The following is a 20,030-nucleotide window of genomic DNA, read 5'->3' as shown; positions in this document are numbered from 1 at the left end:
ACAGCAAGGCAGGATTGAAGAGACGTAGAGAGTTGTAATAGTCGAATAAGCCAAGTTAGAGTCTTTCATAATCACCAGCAAATGTATTTTTTATGAACAATGAGAGCATATTTTAACACAAATTACTACCAGGTCAAGCACATTGTACGGCAGAAGTCTTCTCCAAGGCCAACTGCAATCGTTTTAAACGAGAAATCCGTTGATAAGCTTGGTCTATACGACTTCGCTCTATAGCATTTGAAAGGACTAAATGCTCAATTCTATCGACAACTTCAGTTGCTGTAATTTTTCCCAACTGATTAGCAAAAATTACCATATCTGCTCCAGCATTAATAGTTAAACGCAAAGCATCATCCACAGAATAATGCTTACTAATTGCATGCATTTGCAAATCATCACTGATTATCACACCATCAAATCCCAATTCTTGGCGAAGCAAACCAGTTAAAATAGCGTGCGACAAGGTGGCAGGCAAGCCACTGGCATCCAACTGACGATTAATCACATGAGCCGTCATCACCATAGCTGGTAATGAAGGATTATCTCTTAACAAGAGGTTATAAGGCTCGATCTCATTATTTTGAAAAGTTGTCGTTACATCAACAAAACCATCATGAGTGTCGCCAACAGCGCTTCCATGACCAGGAAAGTGTTTATAGCAACAGCTAATCCCCTGTTTAGAAAACACGTCTACAAATTGCCTGGCAATATGTGCAACGCGCTTGGGATCAGCAGAAAAACTACGACCTAATTTGCCGATAATGCCTTGATTTTCATTCAAATTAAGATCAACAACGGGAGCAAAATTTAGATTAAATCCCAGTGTTTTCAAGGTTTCAGCCATTTTTCCGGCTTCAATTTGTAACAACTCATCGGATAATTGCGCCAATTCATGAGGACTCATTGTCGGCATACAATCTTTAATATTGCGCAGTCTATCGACAGCCCCACCTTCATAATCTAAAGCAACGAAAAGAGGAAGCCCTTCTTTCCCAGCAGATAGGTTGGCGTAATGATTCAGTTGCTGAGTTAATCGTTTAATTTGCGCGATATCTACTAAATTTTTGCCAGGCTGTTGTTTGGCTAAATCAAAGTCAAATAACAATACCCCACCTAAACCATCGGTGCTTAACCATTCTTTAACGGGATTAAGATCGTCAATTGCTGTACCTGAAAAGCCCATAATAAGCATTTGCCCGATTTGATGTCTTAAAGTCACCAAGTTACGCCCCTAGTTATTTTTATCTCCATCGAATAGAGCATGATACACAAAGGGCAGTGCTTGTGCCAATAGGTCCTAACTGGCTGGCTGCGGTGGCACCGGAGGAATACTGCCAAAATCACATTTGCAATTCCCCGTTGCATCAGGAGGAAAGGGAACAGCAGCAAAAGCGGCAGGATAACAAACAGGAATATCCCAGGCGGTATCACCTGGTTTCGACGTTGCAGGTAGAGACCAATAACGAATAGCCATATAAACTTTCCCTACCTCGCTTTGCCAGAATGCGGGTTGAAAGCTTGCCTGATAAATTAACTTCTGGCCCGGCTGACAGGTAAACGGTTGTCTCGTCCAAGACTGTCCTTTAGGAACTTCAACCGTCGTGATAGGCTGGTTATTACTTGCATCCATGACGATTACCTTGACATCATAATTGGTCCAACAACTATCTTTAGCCAAGGTAAGGAAACAAGGAAAAGCCAAGCTTTGTGCGGAAACCCCTAATCCACAAAGAGCCATAAGCAAACGACTAATCATGTTTTTTCCCTTCTATAGCCAGAAATTCTTATCCTAAGTATAAACATTTATTTGTATTTTGCATGCTCAAATTGCAGCATGCTAACCTCAAATATTAGCAGGTACGCTGGAATAGGGGTTAGGCTCTTGAGACTCTGTGGTTCGCTGGGTATCCAGTTCAGTAGGACCAATATTCATCATCTCGGTTCCCTCTATTTTGCTCTTTCCAGTACCTTCTGAAGCAATAAAAAACTTACTTTGGTATTTATTCCCCCTCACTTCTTTGGGTAGCTGGGGGTATAGTCCATCAACACTAGTTAATAATAACAGCATGCCTGGACCATCCAAGCTAGCTTCAGGTATGGTTATATCAGTATATTTTTGTAAGGGATTAATTTGTTGATCATTTTTGAGTTTGATATCCTTCTCAAAAAAATCTAATACAGGTGCAACTAAAGTTGCAATCGGTTTGATATCTCGCAAATAATTAGCCAGACAGGTATCCCCATCAACACTCAAAAATACTTTAACATCAAAAAGGGCGCGCAAAGACTCATCGGCAAATAGATAGTTTCCTCTCACAATCACTATCCCTGATTGAGAAGAAATTGCCGTTTTTAAAAGCGCATAATCAATGGGTCTATTTTTATCATATTTTTTACTACACTCTGCTGGCATTAGCTGCGTAGTCTCATTATCTTTTTCATCATCTGCTGTTAAGATTAGAAAATCAGACTCATCAATGATTGTCACTTCTACTTTTTTATCAATCTTGTCAGCAAATCGCTTTGAAAAGGTATTGATTGATGAGCCTATCGGCCCAGTAATTGCAAAAACGCGCATATTTAACCCTCAATGATTATTTTTTCCGCATTCTACGCACAGTTGCTTGAAAAATATAGTCATCATAGACTTTCTTGATTTCCTTGGAAGATGAGTATATCCTTTCGCGCTTGGAGAGATGGCCGAGCGGTTGAAGGCGCACGCCTGGAAAGTGTGTATACGGCAACGTATCGAGGGTTCGAATCCCTCTCTCTCCGCCAAGTAAAGACTGCTCCCCTCTTCCTTTCCGCGAATTTCTTTTATGAACAATGAGTTAATTGATTTTTTTAAAAACGCTGAAGATTATTTTTTTAGAGCAATCAGCAAAAAATGCATCGAGTTTCCTAACCAGGCAGTCATTTATCTTACTGGTGTAGAAGCAGAAAGCCTTAATCTTCTTATCTGTAAAGAAAATATCAGCGACAGTAAAACAATTTTCACAAAATCTGCCCAGATTTTTTTAAGCCAAGCCTTACCCTGGACAATTGCTGTTTGCGAGCAGTCTTTTAATGAGCGTTTGCAAAACAGTCTCGAAACAATTGGTTTTGGATATCGCGAAAAAGGGGTAGCCATGTTCGCTGAATTACAGCAAAGTCTCAAATTACCCCCAGCGCCAGATTTATTAATTAAAGAAACCGATAAAAATCTAACCGATTGGATGTTGCCCTTAGTAGAAGCATTTGAATCAGCCTATGATATTTGTACTCAATACAAAGAGGCCCATAAGAACGCCTTGCTTAATGGAGCCAAACTTGCTCATTTTTGTCTCTATGAAAATGACAAACCTGTATCAGCATTAACCCTCTCCAAAAATAAAAATCTTATACGGATTGATGACGTAGGTACTTTGCCCGCTCACCAACGAAAAGGCTATGCCAGCTATCTAATTAGTTACGTGTTGGAGCAAGCAAGACTTTCCGGCGCCAAATTTTGTTTTCTGGAAGCCTCTGAAGCAGGCTTATCGGTTTATGAAAAACTTGGTTTTCAACCCTTATTTAAAAGACAATATATGGGGGAAACAGGGAGTAAAATTCTATCTTAATTATATCATTTGAAGCGAATAGCTATTGTGGCCCTGTAATTCGCTATCCTGTTTAAAGGACCACAATAGCTGTAAATTCAGCTCCTTGGTGCATCAAGTACCGCATAAGTTTCTTCACGTTGCTCATGGGTTGGATTATACAATCTGGTATTTGCAACTTTAAAAAAAGTTCCTGCAGCAGAAAAAAATGAATTCGTTGTGACATAATCATTACTTGCTGCACGCAAAGTATAGAGGAGCGAAGCTGTGAAGGAAGGCGCTTCTCCTATTGCATCATAAATAATTTTTCGTGTGTTATCATCACAGGTTTCAGCGACTCTTTCAAAATCACTTGCGGCTTCTATACGCTCTGCTGTTGACTTGCTTGAATCATGCATTTCTCTATGCAAAGTAATCAGTCTGTCGTATATTTCAGTTCGCATTTACATCCCCCATTACAAATTAAAAATCTATTGCTCATTTTGCTTTAAAAAATTACAAATGGATGTTATCGATTGTTCTAAAAAAAGTCAAATAAATAAATTTCTTTTAGGAATGACAAGACCAAACTTCTTCTTAAGCCTGGCGCGGCAGCAGGGAATAAAAAATTGTCGCCAATTGCCTAAAATAGGCTGTATCAAGACCATCTTCCAAATTCCATATCCAGGAAAGAATGGCTTGTACAAAACACCATTTGTATATCCGCTGTCTATCCAATTCAAGCAAGGCAGCCATCATCTCAATACGATTTTGTAAAATAGCTAACGCTTTTTCAGAGTCAAGTAACTCTGGTATTGGATTGCGAATAAACGTTGTCACTTCGTAAGCTTGTTCACCCAAGACACCTTTGGGATCAATAATTAACCAATCTTCTCCATGGGCAAGGATATTGTCATGATGAAGATCGCCATGAAGTAATCTGGTTTCATTTCTGGTCTTAAGAAGAGATTCTTTTAGCTCACGAGCTTCTTTTAGATAAACAGCGGGAATGTCCCACTCTTTATCCAAAGCAGCAAGCCATTCATCGATTGAAGGAAAAACGTCCTCTTGTGGAGGTGGAGCCTGATGTAATTTTTTCATAGATTTACAAGCAATTTTAATGGCCTCCTCTTCCCTCTCCGGCCAGTAACTTTTTAATGAATGACCTGGAACCGCACATTCAAGCAGCAAGGCATCATTCATTTGATCTAACAAGGCAACAACACCAAATCCTGCAAAAGCCTTTAAAGCTATCGCCTCTTTATTTAAGGTTTTATTATCCGGAGTTAGCTTTAAAACGACTGCCTTGTTATTTTGCAAACCACTAAGCACATAATGGTAAGAATGATTACCCAGTGATTTTAGCGCGCTAATCTGCCAAAATTCTTCCTTCCTTTCTATGATTTGAGGTAAATTCTCAAGCCACTGCTTTCCTTTCGCCCCATACAGGTTAATGATATTCTGTACAAATAGTTTGTCCATTTCGCTTCTCAACAGGCCTATTCTTCCATTTTCAGATCTGTTACTATGCAGAAGTTATAAAGTTTATGCAACAGGACACCCAATAACATGAATATTATTTCTCAATAAAATTTTAAATGCCCAGAAACATGGTTTTCTGGATTTGCTTTAAATATTGAGAGTACTATCATGCATAAACCCCTTCGTATTAACAGACTTACTCTGTCTTTCCCTCAAAAAACCTGCTTTCAAGATTTCACCACTGACATACGACATGGTTCGCGCATCGCTATCATGGGCCAAAATGGCAGTGGCAAATCTTCCTTGCTCAAACTGTTATCAGGAGAAATGGATTCTTATGAAGGCGAGGTAAAACATCCCGCTGATCTTGTTTTAGCGTATGTTCCTCAAATGGTTGCTGACTACCGCACCCAGCTCAGCGGTGGCCAAGCTTTTAATAGGGCGCTAAGTAAAGCCTTAAGCCGCTCACCCAACCTGCTGTTGTTGGATGAACCAACCAATCATCTGGATAAGATCAATCGTCGAGCACTTTTTAAATTGCTAGATAATTACAGAGAAACCTTGATCATTGTTTCGCATGATCCGCAATTACTCCGCCAAATTGTCGATACCTTATGGCACATAGATAATGGTCGAATTCGCATTTTCGCAGGTAATTATGAGGATTATTGCCGTGAATTGGCAATTCAACATCAAGTAATTTCAAAAGCCATTTCACAGCTTGGACTACAACAAAAAAAAACGCATCACAAGCTTATGAAGGAACAAGAACGTGCCAAAAAACGTAAGATTTATGGTGAAAATAAATACGATGGTGATAAATTAGCCTTGCGTAGTGCTCAGGGGCGCGGACAAGCTACTGCCAATAAGAATAAAAAAAGCATTGCTGCTGAAAAAAAATCGTTACTTAATCAACTCGCTCAATTCAAGCGTCCAGACATTATTAAACCACAATTCATTCTTCGAGCAGGGCAAGTAAATTCAAACACTTTATTATCAACTCGAGATGGTGCGGTCGGTTATGATAAACCCATTATTGAGGCGATTAATTTCTCACTACAAGGCAATGAGCGAATTGCGATAGCAGGAGGAAATGGTAGTGGTAAAACCACTTTCATTAAAGCAATTCTGCAAGCCAACCTAAGGAGATCAGGCGATTGGCATACACCAAGGCTGGAAGATATAGGTTATATTGATCAGTTTTATGCTACCCTCTCTAATCACCACACTGCTTTTATAACGATTCAAGCGTTAAAACCAAATTGGACTACCCAAGAAATCAGAGAGCACTTAAACCGTTTTCTGTTTCGTAAAAATGAAGAAATCAATACGCTGGTTTGCGATTTATCGGGTGGTGAGAAAGCAAGATTATGCTTGGCTCAAATTGCAGCCTCACCCCCAAAACTTCTTGTTTTGGATGAGTTATGTAATAACCTTGATTTAGTAACAAGAGAACATATCATACAAATATTAAAAGAATTTCCAGCAGCAATATTAGCTATCTCTCATGATGAAGATTTTTTGTCAGCCATAGGGATGGACCGTTTTTATCAGATCGAAAATAGCCTTATGTGGCCACTAAACAATTTGTAAGGAGAAAATAATGACAAGCAAAGGTATTCAAGCAAGTGATATCATCCCTGATGGTGCTGATTTTGCTCAAATAAATGGAGTACAAGTAAGAAAAGGGAGTGTTGGCGCTTTTTTAGCGAATATCAATTTACTGGAAAATTCCTCGACAACCAAAGAGAAAGAAGATGCTTTGCACGTACTTCAAGAGTTGGCGCCAACAATCATCGCCATAGGACTGCAGAAGCATGTTACCTTCAAGAATAAGCAAGTAGAGGAGCTATTGCAGCAAGCAAAAAAAATTTAAGTTATCGGGATATTGAAAAAATGATGCCCACAATCGGTGGGCGAACCATGAACTGATTCGATGATGAGGGTTTTCTCAAGGATTCGATCGGACTTTACGCAAGAACAGGCCAAGTGCAACGATAAAAGGCATTTGGATGAGATGGCTATTCTAGTAAATCATTCTAGTAACTACTTTAAAAAGAACACGAGCAGGAGATGCTTTCTAATTTATCACCCCTACCCCACATTCTCCTTGGTAACGCGCTGGTGCCATTGCTTGTACGATAAGCGATATAAAACATGTTGTGACAAAGGATGATCAAGCGGTAAATTCGGATGAATAAAATCATTCTCTGGGTGATGAATTAGCCCTATTTTTTCCATGACGCGCCGTGAACGCTGATTATGCATCGTAGTAAAAGAAACTATCTCATCTAATTTGAAATGACGAAAACCATAAGCTAAAACAGCTTTTGCTCCTTCAGTCGCCAAACCCTGCCTCCAATAAGGCTGTGCAAGACGCCAACCAATTTCTACACAAGGGGTAAAAGGAGCAGAAAAAGTAGGGGTACTTAAACCGATAAATCCTATAAAAGTGTTTGTTTCTTTCAGTTCCGCAGCCCATAAACCAAACCCATGCAGACAAATATGAGTTTCAATGCGCTTAACCAATGCCGCTGTTTCTTGTACTGTTAACGTATTAGGAAAATACCTCATCACCTCTTCGTCAGCGTTCATTTTTGCAAAAGGCAACAAGTCTGACTCTTGCCAGGTTCTTAATAAAATTCGTTCGGTCGATACGATTTGCATTAGTCACTCGCTCCTGATTTGCAGGGATAAATCAAACATATAGGACTTATTTTGTGGCGACAATTGCGCAGCAAAACGCTAAAAAATCTAACAAATAGGTTGGATTTATTCGCTAATTAATTATCAAGTAAATTATGCTAAAAATAAATCTTGCCTTCTCAGCTTTTTTCTTATAAAAATCTCTTTTTATTGTTATGTTCCATAGAAATTTATGGACAAAATAGAAAATTATTGTACAATTTTCCAGCCAATTAATGCTTCACTTTTTTGAGAGAGACTATACAGCTAGTGATTAATCATCAAGACAATCATCAAGCCCCAATCAGTGATGGTGGGTATAGGCGCGGTTTAAAAGATCGCCATGTGCAACTCATCGCCTTAGGTGGGATTATCGGATCTGGATATTTTTTGGGCACTGGGGAGGTTGTTAACCTGGTTGGCCCTTCAGTATTCCTAGCCTATATATTAGGTGGTTTGATTATTTATCTCACCATGTTATGTATGGGGGAATTGGCTGTTGCTATCCCAATCTCTGGTTCTTTTATAACTTACACTGCTGATTTCATCTCTCCTACTATAGCCTGTGGTGTAGGGTGGTCTTATTGGATTAGCTGGGTCGCTTATATTCCCGCCGAATGTATTGCAGGCGGCATTATCATGCAGCATTTTACCGGCATAAATGGTTACGTCTGGGCTGTCTGCTTTGGCTTGTTAATTACCTATATCAATATCGCCAAAGTAGGTACCTTTGGTGAAATTGAATTTTGGCTGGCTTTAATTAAAATCCTGGCACTGATGGGCTTCGTTATACTCGCTACTCTCATTTTTTTAGGCATTATTCATGGCCCACAACCCGCTGGCATTATTGGTACAAAATTTATTTTTGACCAAGGAGGACTCTTCCCTAATGGCAAGATGGCCCTATTAACAGCGATGGTACTTTTATTAGTCAATTACCAAGGTTCAGAAATTATCGGACTAGCCGCCGGCGAATCGGTTAACCCAGCTCGCATGATTCCTCGTGCTATTCGAAACGTGACATTTAGAATTCTTTTCATTTACATTATCCCAGTCTTTTGCCTGGTATTGATTTTCCCCTGGCAAAAAGCCGGTCTTGCTAATTCTGTTTTTGCCGACGCCCTAAATTTCTATGGGCTACGCTGGGCTGGTGCAGTGACCAGTTTTGTAACACTTACAGCAACACTCTCCTGCTCCAACTCTGGGGTCTACGGCATAGTCCGTTCACTAAATGCACTGGCTCGTAATGGTATGGCACCGCATAAATTGAGCTTACTTAATCATAATGCTGTACCGCAAAATGCAGGTATCGTTACTTTGATTGCCATCTGGTTATTACTTGCTGCTGGTTATTTCTTTGGTCAGTCCATGCTTTATATTGCTCTATTGCTTGTTTCGGGCTTTACTGGTGCCATCGCATGGATATCGCTCTGCTGGGCTCAAATTAACTTCCGCAGACGTTTGTACCAAGCCGGCTATACTACAGATGATTTAAGTTATAGAACCCCAGGCTCACCCTATACCGGTATTGCCGCTATTATATTGATGGTTGGCTGTTTAATCTTCTTATTATTAAATAAAGATCCAACCTATAAAATCGCTTTTACCATGGGCTTTATCAGCTTTGTTGGCCCCATTTTAATCTATAAAATAGGTGGTTTCTCCAAGCGCCATCCTATTGCTATGGAAATCAATAAACATCTGCAATTTAAAGATATCTTTCCTGATCGCAAAGAAAAAACACAAAAAGCAGAGTAGTTTCCTCTACTGAACCTGATACACTTTGCCTGTTTGTAAGCCCTCAACACTTTTGCTGTAAGCAAGTGCTACCTGGGCTGCGCTGACAGGCATATACCCCCTGAAATACGCTGCATAATGCTTCATAGCCTCAGTAATCACAGTAGGACTAATGCAATTGATACGTTGTTTTTTGGGCATTTCCAACGCGGCAGCAATTACAAACGAATTCAAAGCACCATTAACCATTGAAGCAGAACAACCATAGCGAATAGGATCATGGCTTAAAATCCCACTGGTTAAAGTAAACGAGCCACCCTCATTAAGGTAGTTTCTACCAATTAATACGGTATTGACCTGCCCCATCAATTTGTCTTGTAAACCGATATTGAACTCATCGCCATTCATTTGCATAAAATCGCCAAAATGTACTTTGCCTGTAGTGAGCACCACCGCATCAACCTGCTTAATTTTTTTAAACATCGCTTCAATTGAGTTTTTATCAGTAATATCCACCTGGATATCACCACTTTTATAGCCAGCTTTAATGATTTCGTGGCGTAAGTGTAATTCTTCCACTACCGCCCTTCCTATCGTCCCGGATGCACCAATAACAATAATTCTCATAAGTACCCCCCTTGATTAATAAATCATTTTAAGCCATCGCAAAACTTGTGCTACTATTTTTCTAATAATTTGATGAACCTATTTTTACAACAGATGATAAACGAGTGTTAATCATCAAGAAAGATGGAGAACATCCATGCTAGATCATGTTGGTTTACAAGTTTCTGATATCAAACGCAGTAAAGAATTTTATCTTAACGTGTTAAAACCTCTGGGATATGAATTATTTATGGAATGGGAAGAGTGGGCAGGCTTCTCCATTCATGGTCAACCTGAATTGTGGCTTAAACAAGGCATCCAGACAACGCCCATTATTCACCTTGCTTTTCGTGCCCAAACCCGAAAAATGGTTGATGCTTTTTATAAGACTGCACTTGCTGCTGGAGGAAGAGATAACGGTTCTCCCGGGGTGAGAGAAATTTATCATCCAAACTATTACGCTGCTTATATATTGGATCTTGATGGACATAATATAGAAGCTGTCTGCCGTGAGGCTTAAATAGCTTCTAAATACTTAAAATTCACAGTTCTTGTATTTATTACCCAAATAGAGCTTACACAGCGTCTCCATCTCTCCTGTATCTTGCATAATCACAATCATTTGATCCATGATATTTCTAATTGGGCTATTCTGCGTATAAGCAAAAGCAAGTTCATCGCTACTGAATTTAAAACTAGATACCGTTAGATCTTTAAAATTTGAAGCATCAATCACCATGGATAAAACTAACGAATCTTCAACTACCCCAAAAACTTCCTGACTCTGCAAAGCGTCTATTGCCGCCACTAAATCGACTTGCGGTACTGGATCAGCATTAATCGCTTTAATGTATTTAATATACATTTCACCTTTTACATAAGCTAATTTTTTGCCCCTTAAATCACTAACATCATGAACTGGTTCGCTTGCGCTAACTATTTTCGCTGTCATATAGGCCGTATAGGTAGAGGTTACAACCAAATAAAAGGATAAAGCCACTATAAACCAAAATGTAATCGCAACCCGCGCAGCCGTTGTTGTGGGCCTGAAAAACATTCCTCCCTTAAGAAAATGTGAGATAAACACCCAAAGAGAGAAAAACGTTCCTTTAAAATACCCCTTTGGCATTTCTTCATTTGTTGATTTTTCAGCAAACCAGATAAAGTTTGAAATAAGAAAAAATCCTAGAATAATCAAGCCAACTATTAGTAAAGGTATTGTCTCAAACAGATTGTAAAGCGTTTCAAGCGCCGATACGGAATGGGTGTTAAAGGCAAGCCTTACCTCACTAAGAAAAAAAGGCCTACCATAATCAACTCGGACTATACGTTCACTGGTAACCGAAATAGGTCCAATGAGCAGGTCAAATTTTTTTGCCGCAACAGCATCAATTGCTGCATCAATATCTTCACCAACCAGGGTGATTTGATAATGCCAGTGCTGAGTTTCAGCAACAAATTTAAAAATATCAACCGCCAAACCAGTCAATAATCGATCTTTAGAAATAACAAACGGAGCTTCATTAACAGCAGCAACACGTATTGGGCGTTGGGCACTTCCTAATGGCGCTGCATAAGCATTGCAAGGATCGAATAAGCAAAAAAATCCCCACAGCATACTGACTAGCAGGATGAATTTTTTTGAATAGCCATTGATAACTAACAAATTTTTCTCCTAGTGCATCTCTACTAAGTTTAGCACTAGTAAGAACATCAAACTGAATAACCACATTAATATCTCTCTAGATTGTTCCCGCCTGGAATTAGTTGTTCTTTGGATGTAACCAAAATACCAATTTATTCCGCGCGGGAATTTCCCTGTTTCTTTCAAGAGGTGAATCAAGTTACCGTACGGAACAACGAAAACAAGCTATGATTCAATCCGCTAACAAGATTCAAAAAATATAACTGAGAGCCCATTTACGCTGCCCATTCCAAGGCGTTTATCAACTCCTCCAAAAGAGTTGAGAGAGATAACTTCGATAAATTAGTGTAACTTTCGACCATTTTCCACCTTGGGATCTGCAGTAATCAAGCAAATAGCACCGTCTGCATCAGAAAAGCCAAGTAACAAAAATTGTGAGATGAAACCAGCAATATTTTTTTCACCCAAATTCACACAACCAACTACCAATCTGCCTATTAAAGATTCCGGCGTATAGTGTGCAGTCACTTGTGCTGAAGTTTGCAAAATACCAATTTCAGGGCCAAAATCAACCCAAACTTTATAGGCCGGCTTTTTAGCGCGTGAAAACTCTTTAACCTCTACTACTGTACCCGAACGCAAATCAACTCGAGCAAAATCATCATAGCTTATGGTCATTTCCTTTCCTTATTGATTAAGGCAACAAGCCTGAGGGGGGCTTCTGTACCTTGCAAAAGTTTAAGTGGTAAAGCAAGAATATAACTTCCTACAGCAGGTAATTTCACAGCATTAGCTACATTCTCAATAAGGTATTTACCTGCCCCTAAGAATAATTGATGAACTGGATAACCGGCACCAGGCCGATCCGGCGACAAGGTATCAATACCAAGCCCCACAATTTCTCTCTCCAAAAGCAACTCTGCTGCCTCTTGCGCTAGAAAGGGATAATTATAGTTATTATGGTATTTCTCAGGCTCCAGCCAATATTGATCCCAACCCGTATAAATAATCACAAAAGAGTGAGTTTCGATTTTTCCGTATCTGGATTCAAAATTCATAACATCTTCTACGACGACCTTATAATCAGCGTTTATTTTTTGTGAAACGTCAATAACCACTGCTGGAGCGAGCAAATCATTTAAATCAAGCTCTGCTACCGATTTGCCGCCTTCTATGCAATGAGCAGGGGCATCAATATGAGTACCAATCCCCGCATGCATAATTAGATGCTGCACTCGAAATGGTAGGCCAGTATCACAATCTTGATAATCGATTACGTTATGATATTGAAAACCGCAGGTCTTATCCCAGGAAGGACAGTCAGAAGTCAAACCATGAGTTAAATCGATAATCGAATAAGGAAAATTCATTGAAATAAACTATAAACCATCCGTATTTCATCATAAATGAGAGAAATCCTCACCGACAAGTATTTCATAAAAAATCTTTTAGAGAGAAAGAACTGCCCAATCTAATGGCTTAATTAACTACTGCCCCTTTTTCTACCTGTGAATTAAATTCCGGCACTAAGCTCTTTAGTAAAACATAAAGCTCTTCATTATGATGCATAGCACAAGCCGTATTTAACAACCGAATTGTTTGGATCAACTCATGCCATTCCAGCTGACGAAACTTGGCTTTAAATAACTTCTCATGCTCCGTGGGTGCCAATTGTTCGGACACATGAAAAAGTTCTTCAAATAATTTTTCGCCAGGCCTTAGCCCTGTATATTCTATGGCTATATCTTTACCAGGCTCCTTGCCAGCCAAACGAATCATTTGTTCAGCGAGATAGCTGATTTTAATCGGTTCCCCCATATCCAATACAAAGATTTCCCCCCCGTGGCCATTAACCATTGCCTGTAAAATTAACTGACAAGCTTCTGGTATAGTCATGAAATAACGCTGAATGTCGGGGTGGGTGACAGTTAATGGTCCACCAGCCTGCAATTGCTTTTGAAATAAGGGTACTACACTACCGGCAGAGCCCAAGACGTTACCAAACCGTACAGTGATGAATTGGGTATCAACCCGTTCATTCAAATTCTGACAATAAATTTCAGCAACTCGTTTGGTCGTTCCCATGACATTCGCCGGATTCACAGCCTTATCTGTAGAAATCAAAATAAATTTTTCTACTCCAACGGCTACACTCGCCTCTGCTACGATTTGGGTTCCTAAAACATTATTCTGTATAGCGACACGAATTTGCTCCTCAAGCATAGGCACATGTTTATAAGCCGCTGCATGAAACACGATTTGTGGTTTAAATTGGTCGAATAAATAGTCAATTGCTACTTTATCAGTGACAGATACTAATCCTAACTCAAGGGGTATCAGAGGAAAACTCTCGTTCAACTCCTGCTCTATCTTGTATAAATTAAACTCGGAATTCTCTACAATTAATAACTTGCCGGGTTGAAGCGCCATGATCTGACGGCATAATTCAGAACCAATCGAGCCCCCGCCTCCAGTCACAATAACTCGTTTATTTTTGATGTTGGCAGCAATTTTATCCCATTGTAACTGGACCTGATCACGCCCTAATAAATCCTCGATGTTAACATCTCGAAGGGCATTTACTTCTACACGCCCTGCCACCAAAGCAGGGATGCTGGGTAAGGTACGAAATGGCACATTTGATTTTTCACAATGACTGACTATACGTCGCATCGCTGCAGAGCCTGCCGAAGGAATAGCAATAAAAATCAGATCGACATGATGCTCTATAACTAAATCGAGCAAATCGCGAGAAGTACCTAATACTCTGATTCCATGTACCTCTAGTCCTCTTTTGCCAAGGTTGTCATCGACAAAACCAACTGGCTGATAAGACTGTGTGCGTTTGAGATCACGCACCAGACTTTCACCTGCTCGACCCGCCCCAATAATCAATACACGCTTAATTTCACTAACCTGCCCTTCCCTACCCCGCTTATCCCAGAGAGAACGCATTAATAGTCTGCCGCTACAAAGCAGTGTTATTAAAATCATGTTGTACAAAGGAAATACTGAGCGAGGAATATGTTGCAGAAGCGAGGCTAAATAAAAAACGGGTATAGAGAGTATTGTTGCACAGACTGTAGCCTTAATAATTCTTGCTACATCATTTAAAGAGGAAAAACGCCATAAACCGCGGTAAACCCGAAAATAATAATAACAGGTTATTTGCATCGTCATTAAAGTCAGTAATGCGAAAAGAGAATAAACCGTAACAAGGCTGCTGGGAAAGGGCTGCATATTATATCGAAGCCAATAAGCAAAGTACCAGGCAACTGGAATTGCTATTACATCAAAAGCAATAACAGGTAATTTCTTGTAGAGTTTCAGAAAAAAAGTACCAATATTCTGCATAATTGTAAAAAATTCCTTTCTTGGTAGAGCTGCACAAAATTTGTCAATCAATGGCAACGGCTATATTACTACAGCTTTAATTTAATAGGGTATAAATTTCATACCGATAAGAAGAATCCAAGTCTTTAACTTGGTATATTGTGCGAAATTGATATAATTTGTTCTTTTTTAGCTCTCTGCGCAAACAATAATCAGTTGGTGTATAAATAACTCTTCCACGCGCCATTAATGAGGTTAAAATAATCGCTTCGGGCTTAATGAGGAATGCGTCCTGGCACATACGATGATACCTCTCCTGGTGTGATATCTTCGCCATTTTTTTGTTATTCAAGCAATAGGAATCAATAAAACGTAAGGGGCTAAGATAGGGAATCATCCCGCTATCAGCAAGCAATACCTGGCTGTCCTTAGTGACATTATTGGTTAACCAATCTACGACCTTCTGCCGCAAATGCTCCCCTGCTTGCGGATTGATAGCAAAATAACGGTAATTGGACAAACTCATCGATGGAATAAAAACAAACGCAACAAGAAGCGCACAAAATACAAGACTTGTATAATAAATTTCATCTTCTTTTTGTAAGAAATAACGCAATATATAAGTCATTCCCAAAAGAGACAGGGGCAGAAGTAGAATAAAAACAGGCAAAAATAGGCGATTAAAAAAAGCAACAATGGGATCCGCACCAATTAATAGAGTCAGATACAAAATACTTGGTGTCCACAAAAAATAATGACGCCTGTCTTTTGCAAAAAAAATCGCAGGCAGAGCTAATAACAAAAAAGGCCAAATTAAACCTAAATAACTTTCATCTAGATTAAACGCAGAAAAGTCGTTGAATCCTTTGCAATAAACGGCATTGGGAAATAACAGGCCATAGTAGTACCAACGCCAGATGAAATAAGGTAAAAAAAGGATGAGAAAGGTGCTACAACTCCACAAAAGATTCCTATAATACGTTTTGTTCTTTTCATTACCACTATCAAACAAGGCTATGAAGCTCAAAAGCAATACCAAAGCCGGCGCTTCAGGTCTGGTCATTGCTGATAGGGCAAATAACAAACCCGTTAACAAGAAATAAACTTTGTTTGATTTTTTTCTTTGCTGAGGATAAAAATCGTAGCCCATACCGCGTAACAGCGAAAATAGGGAAAAAACGAGCAAAGCCTGATATACAGTCGTTTCCAGGCCGCTGACAGACCATATTATTTGACCCCGGTATATTAACATCCATAGACAGGGAATAAAGGCAAGCCAAGCAGAAAACCATAAGCGCGAAAGAAAATAAACGCCCGCTGTTGCAAGGAAAAGCCCTAAAACACCGGCGCTCTTCAGCACGATAACCGGATCAAGATGTAAGTAGAGTGACACTGCCGCCAAAACAACAAAGCTATAGTTAGAATACCCCTCTACAGGTTCCTCTCCGATATTCCATAACAAACCGTACCCATCTGCCCAATGCTTGGCATAACGAAGACTAATGTACATATCATCAATGGTAAAGGGCCAAATCGCTTTTAACTGGAATAAGAGTAGATAAATAAATGATGCAACCAACAATAGACCAATTAATAACCCTTTTTTATTCATTATTTAAACAACGCAATGAGGGTTAAAATTAGAAAACACAACGAATTAAACCGTGATAAGTTGTCACTTAAAAATAAGGAAACCGGATCATCATTACCACTATTTCGTCTTGTCACCCAGGCAAAACGCCACAGTCCAATGGCAGCAAAAGGTATTGTTAGCAAAAAATAGAACGATTCATCCCGGGCATAAATGGTATAAAGGAGATAGGCTACAAAACAACAGAAAGCGGTACCATTAATCATATAATCCAGTAATCTGGGCGAGTATTTCTTCAGTACTTCTCTGGTTGTATAGGTTAAATCCAGTTGCTTTTCTAAACGTCGCTTGCACAAGGCAATAAACAGGCTAATCAAGGTTGCCGTCAAAGTGAGCCACCAAGAAATAGGTAACCCTATCCCGATAGTGCCAGCTAAAACACGTAACATAAATCCACTAGCAATACATAACACATCAAGTATAGGCAGATTTTTCAAGGCATGGTTATAAGCGAGGTTTATCAGCAAATATAAACCAAGAAGCGCAGCAAGATTGATTGAAATCAACCCAGCCAACAATAATCCTCCAACCAGTAAGATTGCTAATATACTCAATGCAAAAGGAAGTGATACATTTCCTGAAGCCAAAGGCCTACGGCATTTTTGTGGATGTAATCTATCCTGCTCCCTGTCTTGTATATCATTGTAGATGTAAACGGCGCTAGCAATTAGACAAAATGAGAATGCCGCCAGTAAAGCATCCGGCAGGTATTCAAGTGAGCCAGAATAAAAAACGCCAAGTAGCACAAAGGCAGCCTTAGACCAATGAGAAAATCTAAGTAGCATGAAGAATTGTTTTATCGGCGTCATAATTATTGCCTAAACAGCTTTGTGCAATGTTAATTGTTAACTATATCATCAGTTTTTCAATAGGTTAATTAACTTTGCATTTCTTCACAAATGATTTCAAACAATTATGTCTTGATGGAATTTTTTGTACAGTAATGGGGATCAAATGGGCATTTAAACGCATATACTTCATAAACATAAAATTTAGTCAGGTAAGATTGCATTTAATCAAGGAGTAGGTAATATAGAAAAACAGGATATTAAATTAGCATGGATGTGAGGTGTGTATGGGCTTTTTCCTTCCTGTTGCAAAATTTCTTAGCAAACTAGACAGTTTAGATAGAGATTATGAAATTCGTTCTGGGAAAGATTTAGAAAAATCACCACAACCTTATGCAATCAGTTGTTTTTTTGGTGCCAAAGATATCGCGACCCGCAGGCAGCAAATTGGCTTTATAAAAGGATTGCTGGCTGCTTTGCGTAAAAACTGGGAGAGTCTCACGAAACCTGAGGAGGTAATCCAGAGTTTTTTAACAGCCTTGCACATACTCATGACAGCCTGCTTCTATATTAAATCCAAAACTAATAGCAATTATTTACCTCCACCTATTTTAAGCCAGCTTCTTGATGAAGCAGCAGAGATAAGCCCTATTAATCTTGTTGATGACAAAACTCGAGCCACTTGCTTATTAGCAACCAAACGCTATTTGGAAACTCATGGACCGTTAAAAGCTATCAATACCAAAACTAATTCTCCTTTTACAGAGCTGGAATGGCATGAGTTCCTGGAATTTACTAAAGATCAATGTGCCTTATTAGATAAAAAACAAGTAAAGAACTATCCTATTACATCAGTCCTGAGACCCTTAATTGCCCAGCCCTTACAAATATTAGGTTGGAGTGTAGGCTATGTCATGGGCGATACGATTAGCCATATACCACCTGTCCGCTATGCTTTAACAGCCGTATTAGGTGGTGGTGTTTATTTAGCAGTGGGATCCTCTGCCAGTGTTTGTATGATTGTTCTAGTGCCTGCAGTTGCCAGCCGTATTCTTGATACCTTTTGCGGCCTCTCCCTAGCCTTTGTAATGGGGAAATCACTGAAGATAGTTGGGGAAGGTGTTGGTTTTGGTATTGGTATACCGCTTGACATAAGTTGCCAACTCATTGGTGAGGCAGTCTGCGGGATCACCACGTTGTATCATCATGCTAAATCAGGGGAGAAATTAAGCGGCATCTCATTAGTTGACGGGCATCTTATTCAAGACGGTATCGATTTAATGCTGGTTAATCTCAGTCACATACCAGCACAACTAACACTTGAACACAAAGAACATCTTACTCAATGTAAAACGGGTGAATTTGAAATAGGAGAAGCGGAGGTCATCGTAACTATCGATGGTAAGCATACTAGACTTCCCTTGCTTACTGAATGCGAAACGGATGTACCCGTCACTTCGACAGAGCGGATCGAATCAAAGACGTTATAGTTAAAATAACGTTGGTTAAGTATTCAATTGTATTAACTCACGTACCACACTGGTTGCATAACTACCAGAAGTTAATCTAAAACTTAAATTCAATTGATTATCCTGCCAACTCCACATCAAATCTTCTATTGGCAATACTAAAGGTCGATATGCACGTTCTAATCCATGAGACTCCAATGCCTCACACCAAAATTTATACCTGTCTAATACCTGCTCTTGTTGAGTTAAAGCATCGCCTCCAACCCGTTCTTGGCCTTTCCCCCATAAAGGGGCGGCTGGTGAAAGATCAAAGTCTTCCACTCTGGTTTGTATGAGCTCGTCGGGAGCCTCGATGGAAAAAATACTGTTCTTGCCCGTTAATTGCATGACATCACCAGGTAAAGCAGTATTCCAGGTTGCTGCTTTAACGCGAGCTGAAAGAATTTGGTTAAATAAAAAGGCTCTCGCTGCTGAATAATAAATCCCGCGTAAAAATCGATTTTTTACTTTGATATGGCCACTAAAAAAAGCTTCTGCTTTAACAAGATTTTGCCCCTCATAGCCAAATCGCTGAGCACCAAAATAATTTGGCACCCCCACACATCGAATTTGCTGAAGGCGGTTTTCCACCTCCTCATATTCTTTAATATCACGCAAAATCAAATTAAAACGATTTGCCTCAAGTGCACCTATTTTTAATTTTTTTAAATGACGCTTGTTTTCAATAACCCGCCATCCTTCTCCGGCAAGTAAGTCAGGCGAAATAATTTCTTCACCAGGACAGTGAACACAAAGCCATTGTGTTGTTAAAGCCTGGCGATCCTTTAAGCCTGCATAAGAAATATTTTTTTCGGATTTGCCTAAAGTTCGTGCTAAAGCCTTAACTACCTCTTCCGTATTCAAACCCTTTTTTTCAATACGCAAATAAAGATGCTCGCCTTGACCGCTTAACTCAAAGCCAAGCTCTTCATCTACTTTAAAATCCTCTGCTGAGGTTTTCATAGTTCCTGTTGCCTGTGGTTTACCGTGAGCAAACTCAAGATCATTAAAATCAAACATAATTGTTATGCATCCTGA

Annotated in this window: 20 protein-coding genes and 1 tRNA gene; 7 read left to right on the top strand and 14 right to left on the bottom strand. The window is 39.5% G+C overall.

What is annotated here, in order from left to right; genetic code table 11:
• Positions 1–133 precede the first annotated feature (133 nt).
• The 3 genes from ACN4Z1_RS10120 to ACN4Z1_RS10110 all read right to left on the bottom strand — a co-directional run bounded on the left by ACN4Z1_RS10120 (position 134) and on the right by ACN4Z1_RS10110 (position 2,578).
• The gene (locus ACN4Z1_RS10120; RefSeq protein WP_228364545.1) at positions 134–1,222 is read right to left on the bottom strand and encodes a glycoside hydrolase family 3 N-terminal domain-containing protein; all 1,089 of its coding nucleotides are present in this window, start codon (positions 1,220–1,222) and stop codon (positions 134–136) included.
• A gap of 75 nt (positions 1,223–1,297) precedes the next feature.
• Complete coding sequence (locus tag ACN4Z1_RS10115) at positions 1,298–1,756, bottom strand: hypothetical protein (RefSeq protein WP_228364544.1); 459 nt, start codon at positions 1,754–1,756, stop codon at positions 1,298–1,300.
• Positions 1,757–1,843: 87 nt separating this feature from the next.
• Complete coding sequence (locus ACN4Z1_RS10110; protein ID WP_228364542.1) at positions 1,844–2,578, bottom strand: hypothetical protein; 735 nt, start codon at positions 2,576–2,578, stop codon at positions 1,844–1,846.
• Positions 2,579–2,690: 112 nt separating this feature from the next.
• On the opposite strand from ACN4Z1_RS10110, the gene ACN4Z1_RS10105 reads away from it, so the two are divergent.
• A tRNA-Ser gene (locus ACN4Z1_RS10105) sits at positions 2,691–2,778 on the top strand.
• Between the two features lie 41 nt (positions 2,779–2,819).
• The gene (locus ACN4Z1_RS10100; RefSeq protein WP_228364540.1) at positions 2,820–3,599 is read left to right on the top strand and encodes a GNAT family N-acetyltransferase; all 780 of its coding nucleotides are present in this window, start codon (positions 2,820–2,822) and stop codon (positions 3,597–3,599) included.
• Positions 3,600–3,676: 77 nt separating this feature from the next.
• Here ACN4Z1_RS10100 and ACN4Z1_RS10095 read toward each other — a convergent pair whose 3' ends face one another.
• Positions 3,677–4,021, bottom strand: a complete 345-nt coding sequence (locus ACN4Z1_RS10095; protein ID WP_228364539.1) for a hypothetical protein — start codon at positions 4,019–4,021, stop codon at positions 3,677–3,679.
• 133 nt (positions 4,022–4,154) lie between these two features.
• Entirely contained in the window at positions 4,155–5,039 is an 885-nt protein-coding gene (locus ACN4Z1_RS10090) for an aminoglycoside phosphotransferase family protein (protein ID WP_228364538.1), read from the bottom strand.
• Between the two features lie 168 nt (positions 5,040–5,207).
• On the opposite strand from ACN4Z1_RS10090, the gene ACN4Z1_RS10085 reads away from it, so the two are divergent.
• Both ACN4Z1_RS10085 and ACN4Z1_RS10080 read left to right on the top strand, forming a co-directional pair.
• Positions 5,208–6,632, top strand: coding sequence for an ATP-binding cassette domain-containing protein (locus ACN4Z1_RS10085; RefSeq protein ID WP_419388262.1), 1,425 nt, complete (start codon positions 5,208–5,210; stop codon positions 6,630–6,632).
• A gap of 10 nt (positions 6,633–6,642) precedes the next feature.
• A complete protein-coding gene (locus ACN4Z1_RS10080; RefSeq protein ID WP_228364536.1) occupies positions 6,643–6,915 on the top strand; it encodes a hypothetical protein in 273 nt (90 codons plus the stop codon).
• 218 nt (positions 6,916–7,133) lie between these two features.
• Here the strand turns inward: ACN4Z1_RS10080 and ACN4Z1_RS10075 are convergent, their stop codons facing one another.
• A complete protein-coding gene (locus tag ACN4Z1_RS10075; protein WP_228364535.1) occupies positions 7,134–7,706 on the bottom strand; it encodes a GNAT family N-acetyltransferase in 573 nt (190 codons plus the stop codon).
• Between the two features lie 288 nt (positions 7,707–7,994).
• Here ACN4Z1_RS10075 and ACN4Z1_RS10070 point away from each other — a divergent pair, with 288 nt between their 5' ends.
• Positions 7,995–9,482: an amino acid permease gene (locus ACN4Z1_RS10070; RefSeq protein WP_115221545.1), complete on the top strand. Its 1,488-nt coding sequence runs from the start codon at positions 7,995–7,997 to the stop codon at positions 9,480–9,482.
• Positions 9,483–9,488: 6 nt separating this feature from the next.
• On the opposite strand, the gene ACN4Z1_RS10065 is transcribed toward ACN4Z1_RS10070, so the two are convergent.
• A complete protein-coding gene (locus ACN4Z1_RS10065) occupies positions 9,489–10,088 on the bottom strand; it encodes a short chain dehydrogenase (RefSeq protein WP_115221546.1) in 600 nt (199 codons plus the stop codon).
• A 136-nt stretch (positions 10,089–10,224) separates the two neighbouring features.
• Here ACN4Z1_RS10065 and ACN4Z1_RS10060 point away from each other — a divergent pair, with 136 nt between their 5' ends.
• Positions 10,225–10,587, top strand: coding sequence for a VOC family protein (locus ACN4Z1_RS10060; protein WP_115221547.1), 363 nt, complete (start codon positions 10,225–10,227; stop codon positions 10,585–10,587).
• 15 nt (positions 10,588–10,602) lie between these two features.
• Here the strand turns inward: ACN4Z1_RS10060 and ACN4Z1_RS10055 are convergent, their stop codons facing one another.
• The 6 genes from ACN4Z1_RS10055 to ACN4Z1_RS10030 all read right to left on the bottom strand — a co-directional run bounded on the left by ACN4Z1_RS10055 (position 10,603) and on the right by ACN4Z1_RS10030 (position 17,505).
• Complete coding sequence (locus tag ACN4Z1_RS10055; RefSeq protein ID WP_228364534.1) at positions 10,603–11,733, bottom strand: transporter substrate-binding domain-containing protein; 1,131 nt, start codon at positions 11,731–11,733, stop codon at positions 10,603–10,605.
• Positions 11,734–12,054: 321 nt separating this feature from the next.
• Positions 12,055–12,390: a tRNA-binding protein gene (locus ACN4Z1_RS10050; RefSeq protein WP_058443384.1), complete on the bottom strand. Its 336-nt coding sequence runs from the start codon at positions 12,388–12,390 to the stop codon at positions 12,055–12,057.
• Positions 12,387–13,082: a cyclase family protein gene (locus tag ACN4Z1_RS10045; protein WP_228364532.1), complete on the bottom strand. Its 696-nt coding sequence runs from the start codon at positions 13,080–13,082 to the stop codon at positions 12,387–12,389. The genes ACN4Z1_RS10050 and ACN4Z1_RS10045 overlap by 4 nt, the downstream gene beginning before the upstream one ends.
• A gap of 109 nt (positions 13,083–13,191) precedes the next feature.
• Positions 13,192–15,066, bottom strand: coding sequence for a polysaccharide biosynthesis protein (locus ACN4Z1_RS10040; RefSeq protein WP_228364530.1), 1,875 nt, complete (start codon positions 15,064–15,066; stop codon positions 13,192–13,194).
• 76 nt (positions 15,067–15,142) lie between these two features.
• Positions 15,143–16,657: a protein LphB gene (locus ACN4Z1_RS10035; protein ID WP_228364529.1), complete on the bottom strand. Its 1,515-nt coding sequence runs from the start codon at positions 16,655–16,657 to the stop codon at positions 15,143–15,145.
• On the bottom strand, positions 16,657–17,505 hold the full coding sequence (locus ACN4Z1_RS10030) for a decaprenyl-phosphate phosphoribosyltransferase (protein ID WP_228364528.1): 849 nt from the start codon (positions 17,503–17,505) through the stop codon (positions 16,657–16,659). Before ACN4Z1_RS10030 ends, ACN4Z1_RS10035 begins: the two co-directional genes overlap by 1 nt.
• Before the next feature lie 266 nt (positions 17,506–17,771).
• Here ACN4Z1_RS10030 and ACN4Z1_RS10025 point away from each other — a divergent pair, with 266 nt between their 5' ends.
• Positions 17,772–18,974, top strand: coding sequence for a hypothetical protein (locus ACN4Z1_RS10025; protein WP_228364527.1), 1,203 nt, complete (start codon positions 17,772–17,774; stop codon positions 18,972–18,974).
• A 15-nt stretch (positions 18,975–18,989) separates the two neighbouring features.
• Here ACN4Z1_RS10025 and truD read toward each other — a convergent pair whose 3' ends face one another.
• Positions 18,990–20,012 carry a tRNA pseudouridine(13) synthase TruD gene (truD, locus tag ACN4Z1_RS10020; RefSeq protein ID WP_228364526.1) on the bottom strand — a complete coding sequence of 341 codons (1,023 nt, stop codon included), beginning with the start codon at positions 20,010–20,012 and terminating at the stop codon, positions 18,990–18,992.
• Positions 20,013–20,030 lie beyond the last annotated feature (18 nt).

It is taken from the genome of Legionella sp. ST3F1 (genome assembly GCF_048553315.1).
GTDB classification, from domain to species: Bacteria; Pseudomonadota; Gammaproteobacteria; order Legionellales; family Legionellaceae; genus Tatlockia; species Tatlockia donaldsonii.
Note: the sequence above shows the minus strand (reverse complement) of the source record. Positions and strands in the feature narration are given on the sequence as shown.

What these genes read in the sequence shown, in the direction of transcription:
- ACN4Z1_RS10115 (WP_228364544.1), bottom strand. Translation starts at nt 1,756, where the DNA reads ATGATTAGTCGTTTGCTTATGGCTCTTTGTGGATTAGGGGTTTCCGCA.
- ACN4Z1_RS10050 (WP_058443384.1), bottom strand. Translation starts at nt 12,390, where the DNA reads ATGACCATAAGCTATGATGATTTTGCTCGAGTTGATTTGCGTTCGGGT.
- ACN4Z1_RS10080 (WP_228364536.1), top strand. Translation starts at nt 6,643, where the DNA reads ATGACAAGCAAAGGTATTCAAGCAAGTGATATCATCCCTGATGGTGCT.
- ACN4Z1_RS10065 (WP_115221546.1), bottom strand. Translation starts at nt 10,088, where the DNA reads ATGAGAATTATTGTTATTGGTGCATCCGGGACGATAGGAAGGGCGGTA.
- ACN4Z1_RS10040 (WP_228364530.1), bottom strand. Translation starts at nt 15,066, where the DNA reads ATGCAGAATATTGGTACTTTTTTTCTGAAACTCTACAAGAAATTACCT.
- ACN4Z1_RS10025 (WP_228364527.1), top strand. Translation starts at nt 17,772, where the DNA reads ATGGGCTTTTTCCTTCCTGTTGCAAAATTTCTTAGCAAACTAGACAGT.
- ACN4Z1_RS10045 (WP_228364532.1), bottom strand. Translation starts at nt 13,082, where the DNA reads ATGAATTTTCCTTATTCGATTATCGATTTAACTCATGGTTTGACTTCT.
- ACN4Z1_RS10110 (WP_228364542.1), bottom strand. Translation starts at nt 2,578, where the DNA reads ATGCGCGTTTTTGCAATTACTGGGCCGATAGGCTCATCAATCAATACC.
- ACN4Z1_RS10085 (WP_419388262.1), top strand. Translation starts at nt 5,208, where the DNA reads ATGCATAAACCCCTTCGTATTAACAGACTTACTCTGTCTTTCCCTCAA.
- ACN4Z1_RS10090 (WP_228364538.1), bottom strand. Translation starts at nt 5,039, where the DNA reads ATGGACAAACTATTTGTACAGAATATCATTAACCTGTATGGGGCGAAA.
- ACN4Z1_RS10060 (WP_115221547.1), top strand. Translation starts at nt 10,225, where the DNA reads ATGCTAGATCATGTTGGTTTACAAGTTTCTGATATCAAACGCAGTAAA.
- ACN4Z1_RS10100 (WP_228364540.1), top strand. Translation starts at nt 2,820, where the DNA reads ATGAACAATGAGTTAATTGATTTTTTTAAAAACGCTGAAGATTATTTT.
- ACN4Z1_RS10030 (WP_228364528.1), bottom strand. Translation starts at nt 17,505, where the DNA reads ATGACGCCGATAAAACAATTCTTCATGCTACTTAGATTTTCTCATTGG.
- ACN4Z1_RS10095 (WP_228364539.1), bottom strand. Translation starts at nt 4,021, where the DNA reads ATGCGAACTGAAATATACGACAGACTGATTACTTTGCATAGAGAAATG.
- truD (WP_228364526.1), bottom strand. Translation starts at nt 20,012, where the DNA reads ATGTTTGATTTTAATGATCTTGAGTTTGCTCACGGTAAACCACAGGCA.
- ACN4Z1_RS10075 (WP_228364535.1), bottom strand. Translation starts at nt 7,706, where the DNA reads ATGCAAATCGTATCGACCGAACGAATTTTATTAAGAACCTGGCAAGAG.
- ACN4Z1_RS10035 (WP_228364529.1), bottom strand. Translation starts at nt 16,657, where the DNA reads ATGAATAAAAAAGGGTTATTAATTGGTCTATTGTTGGTTGCATCATTT.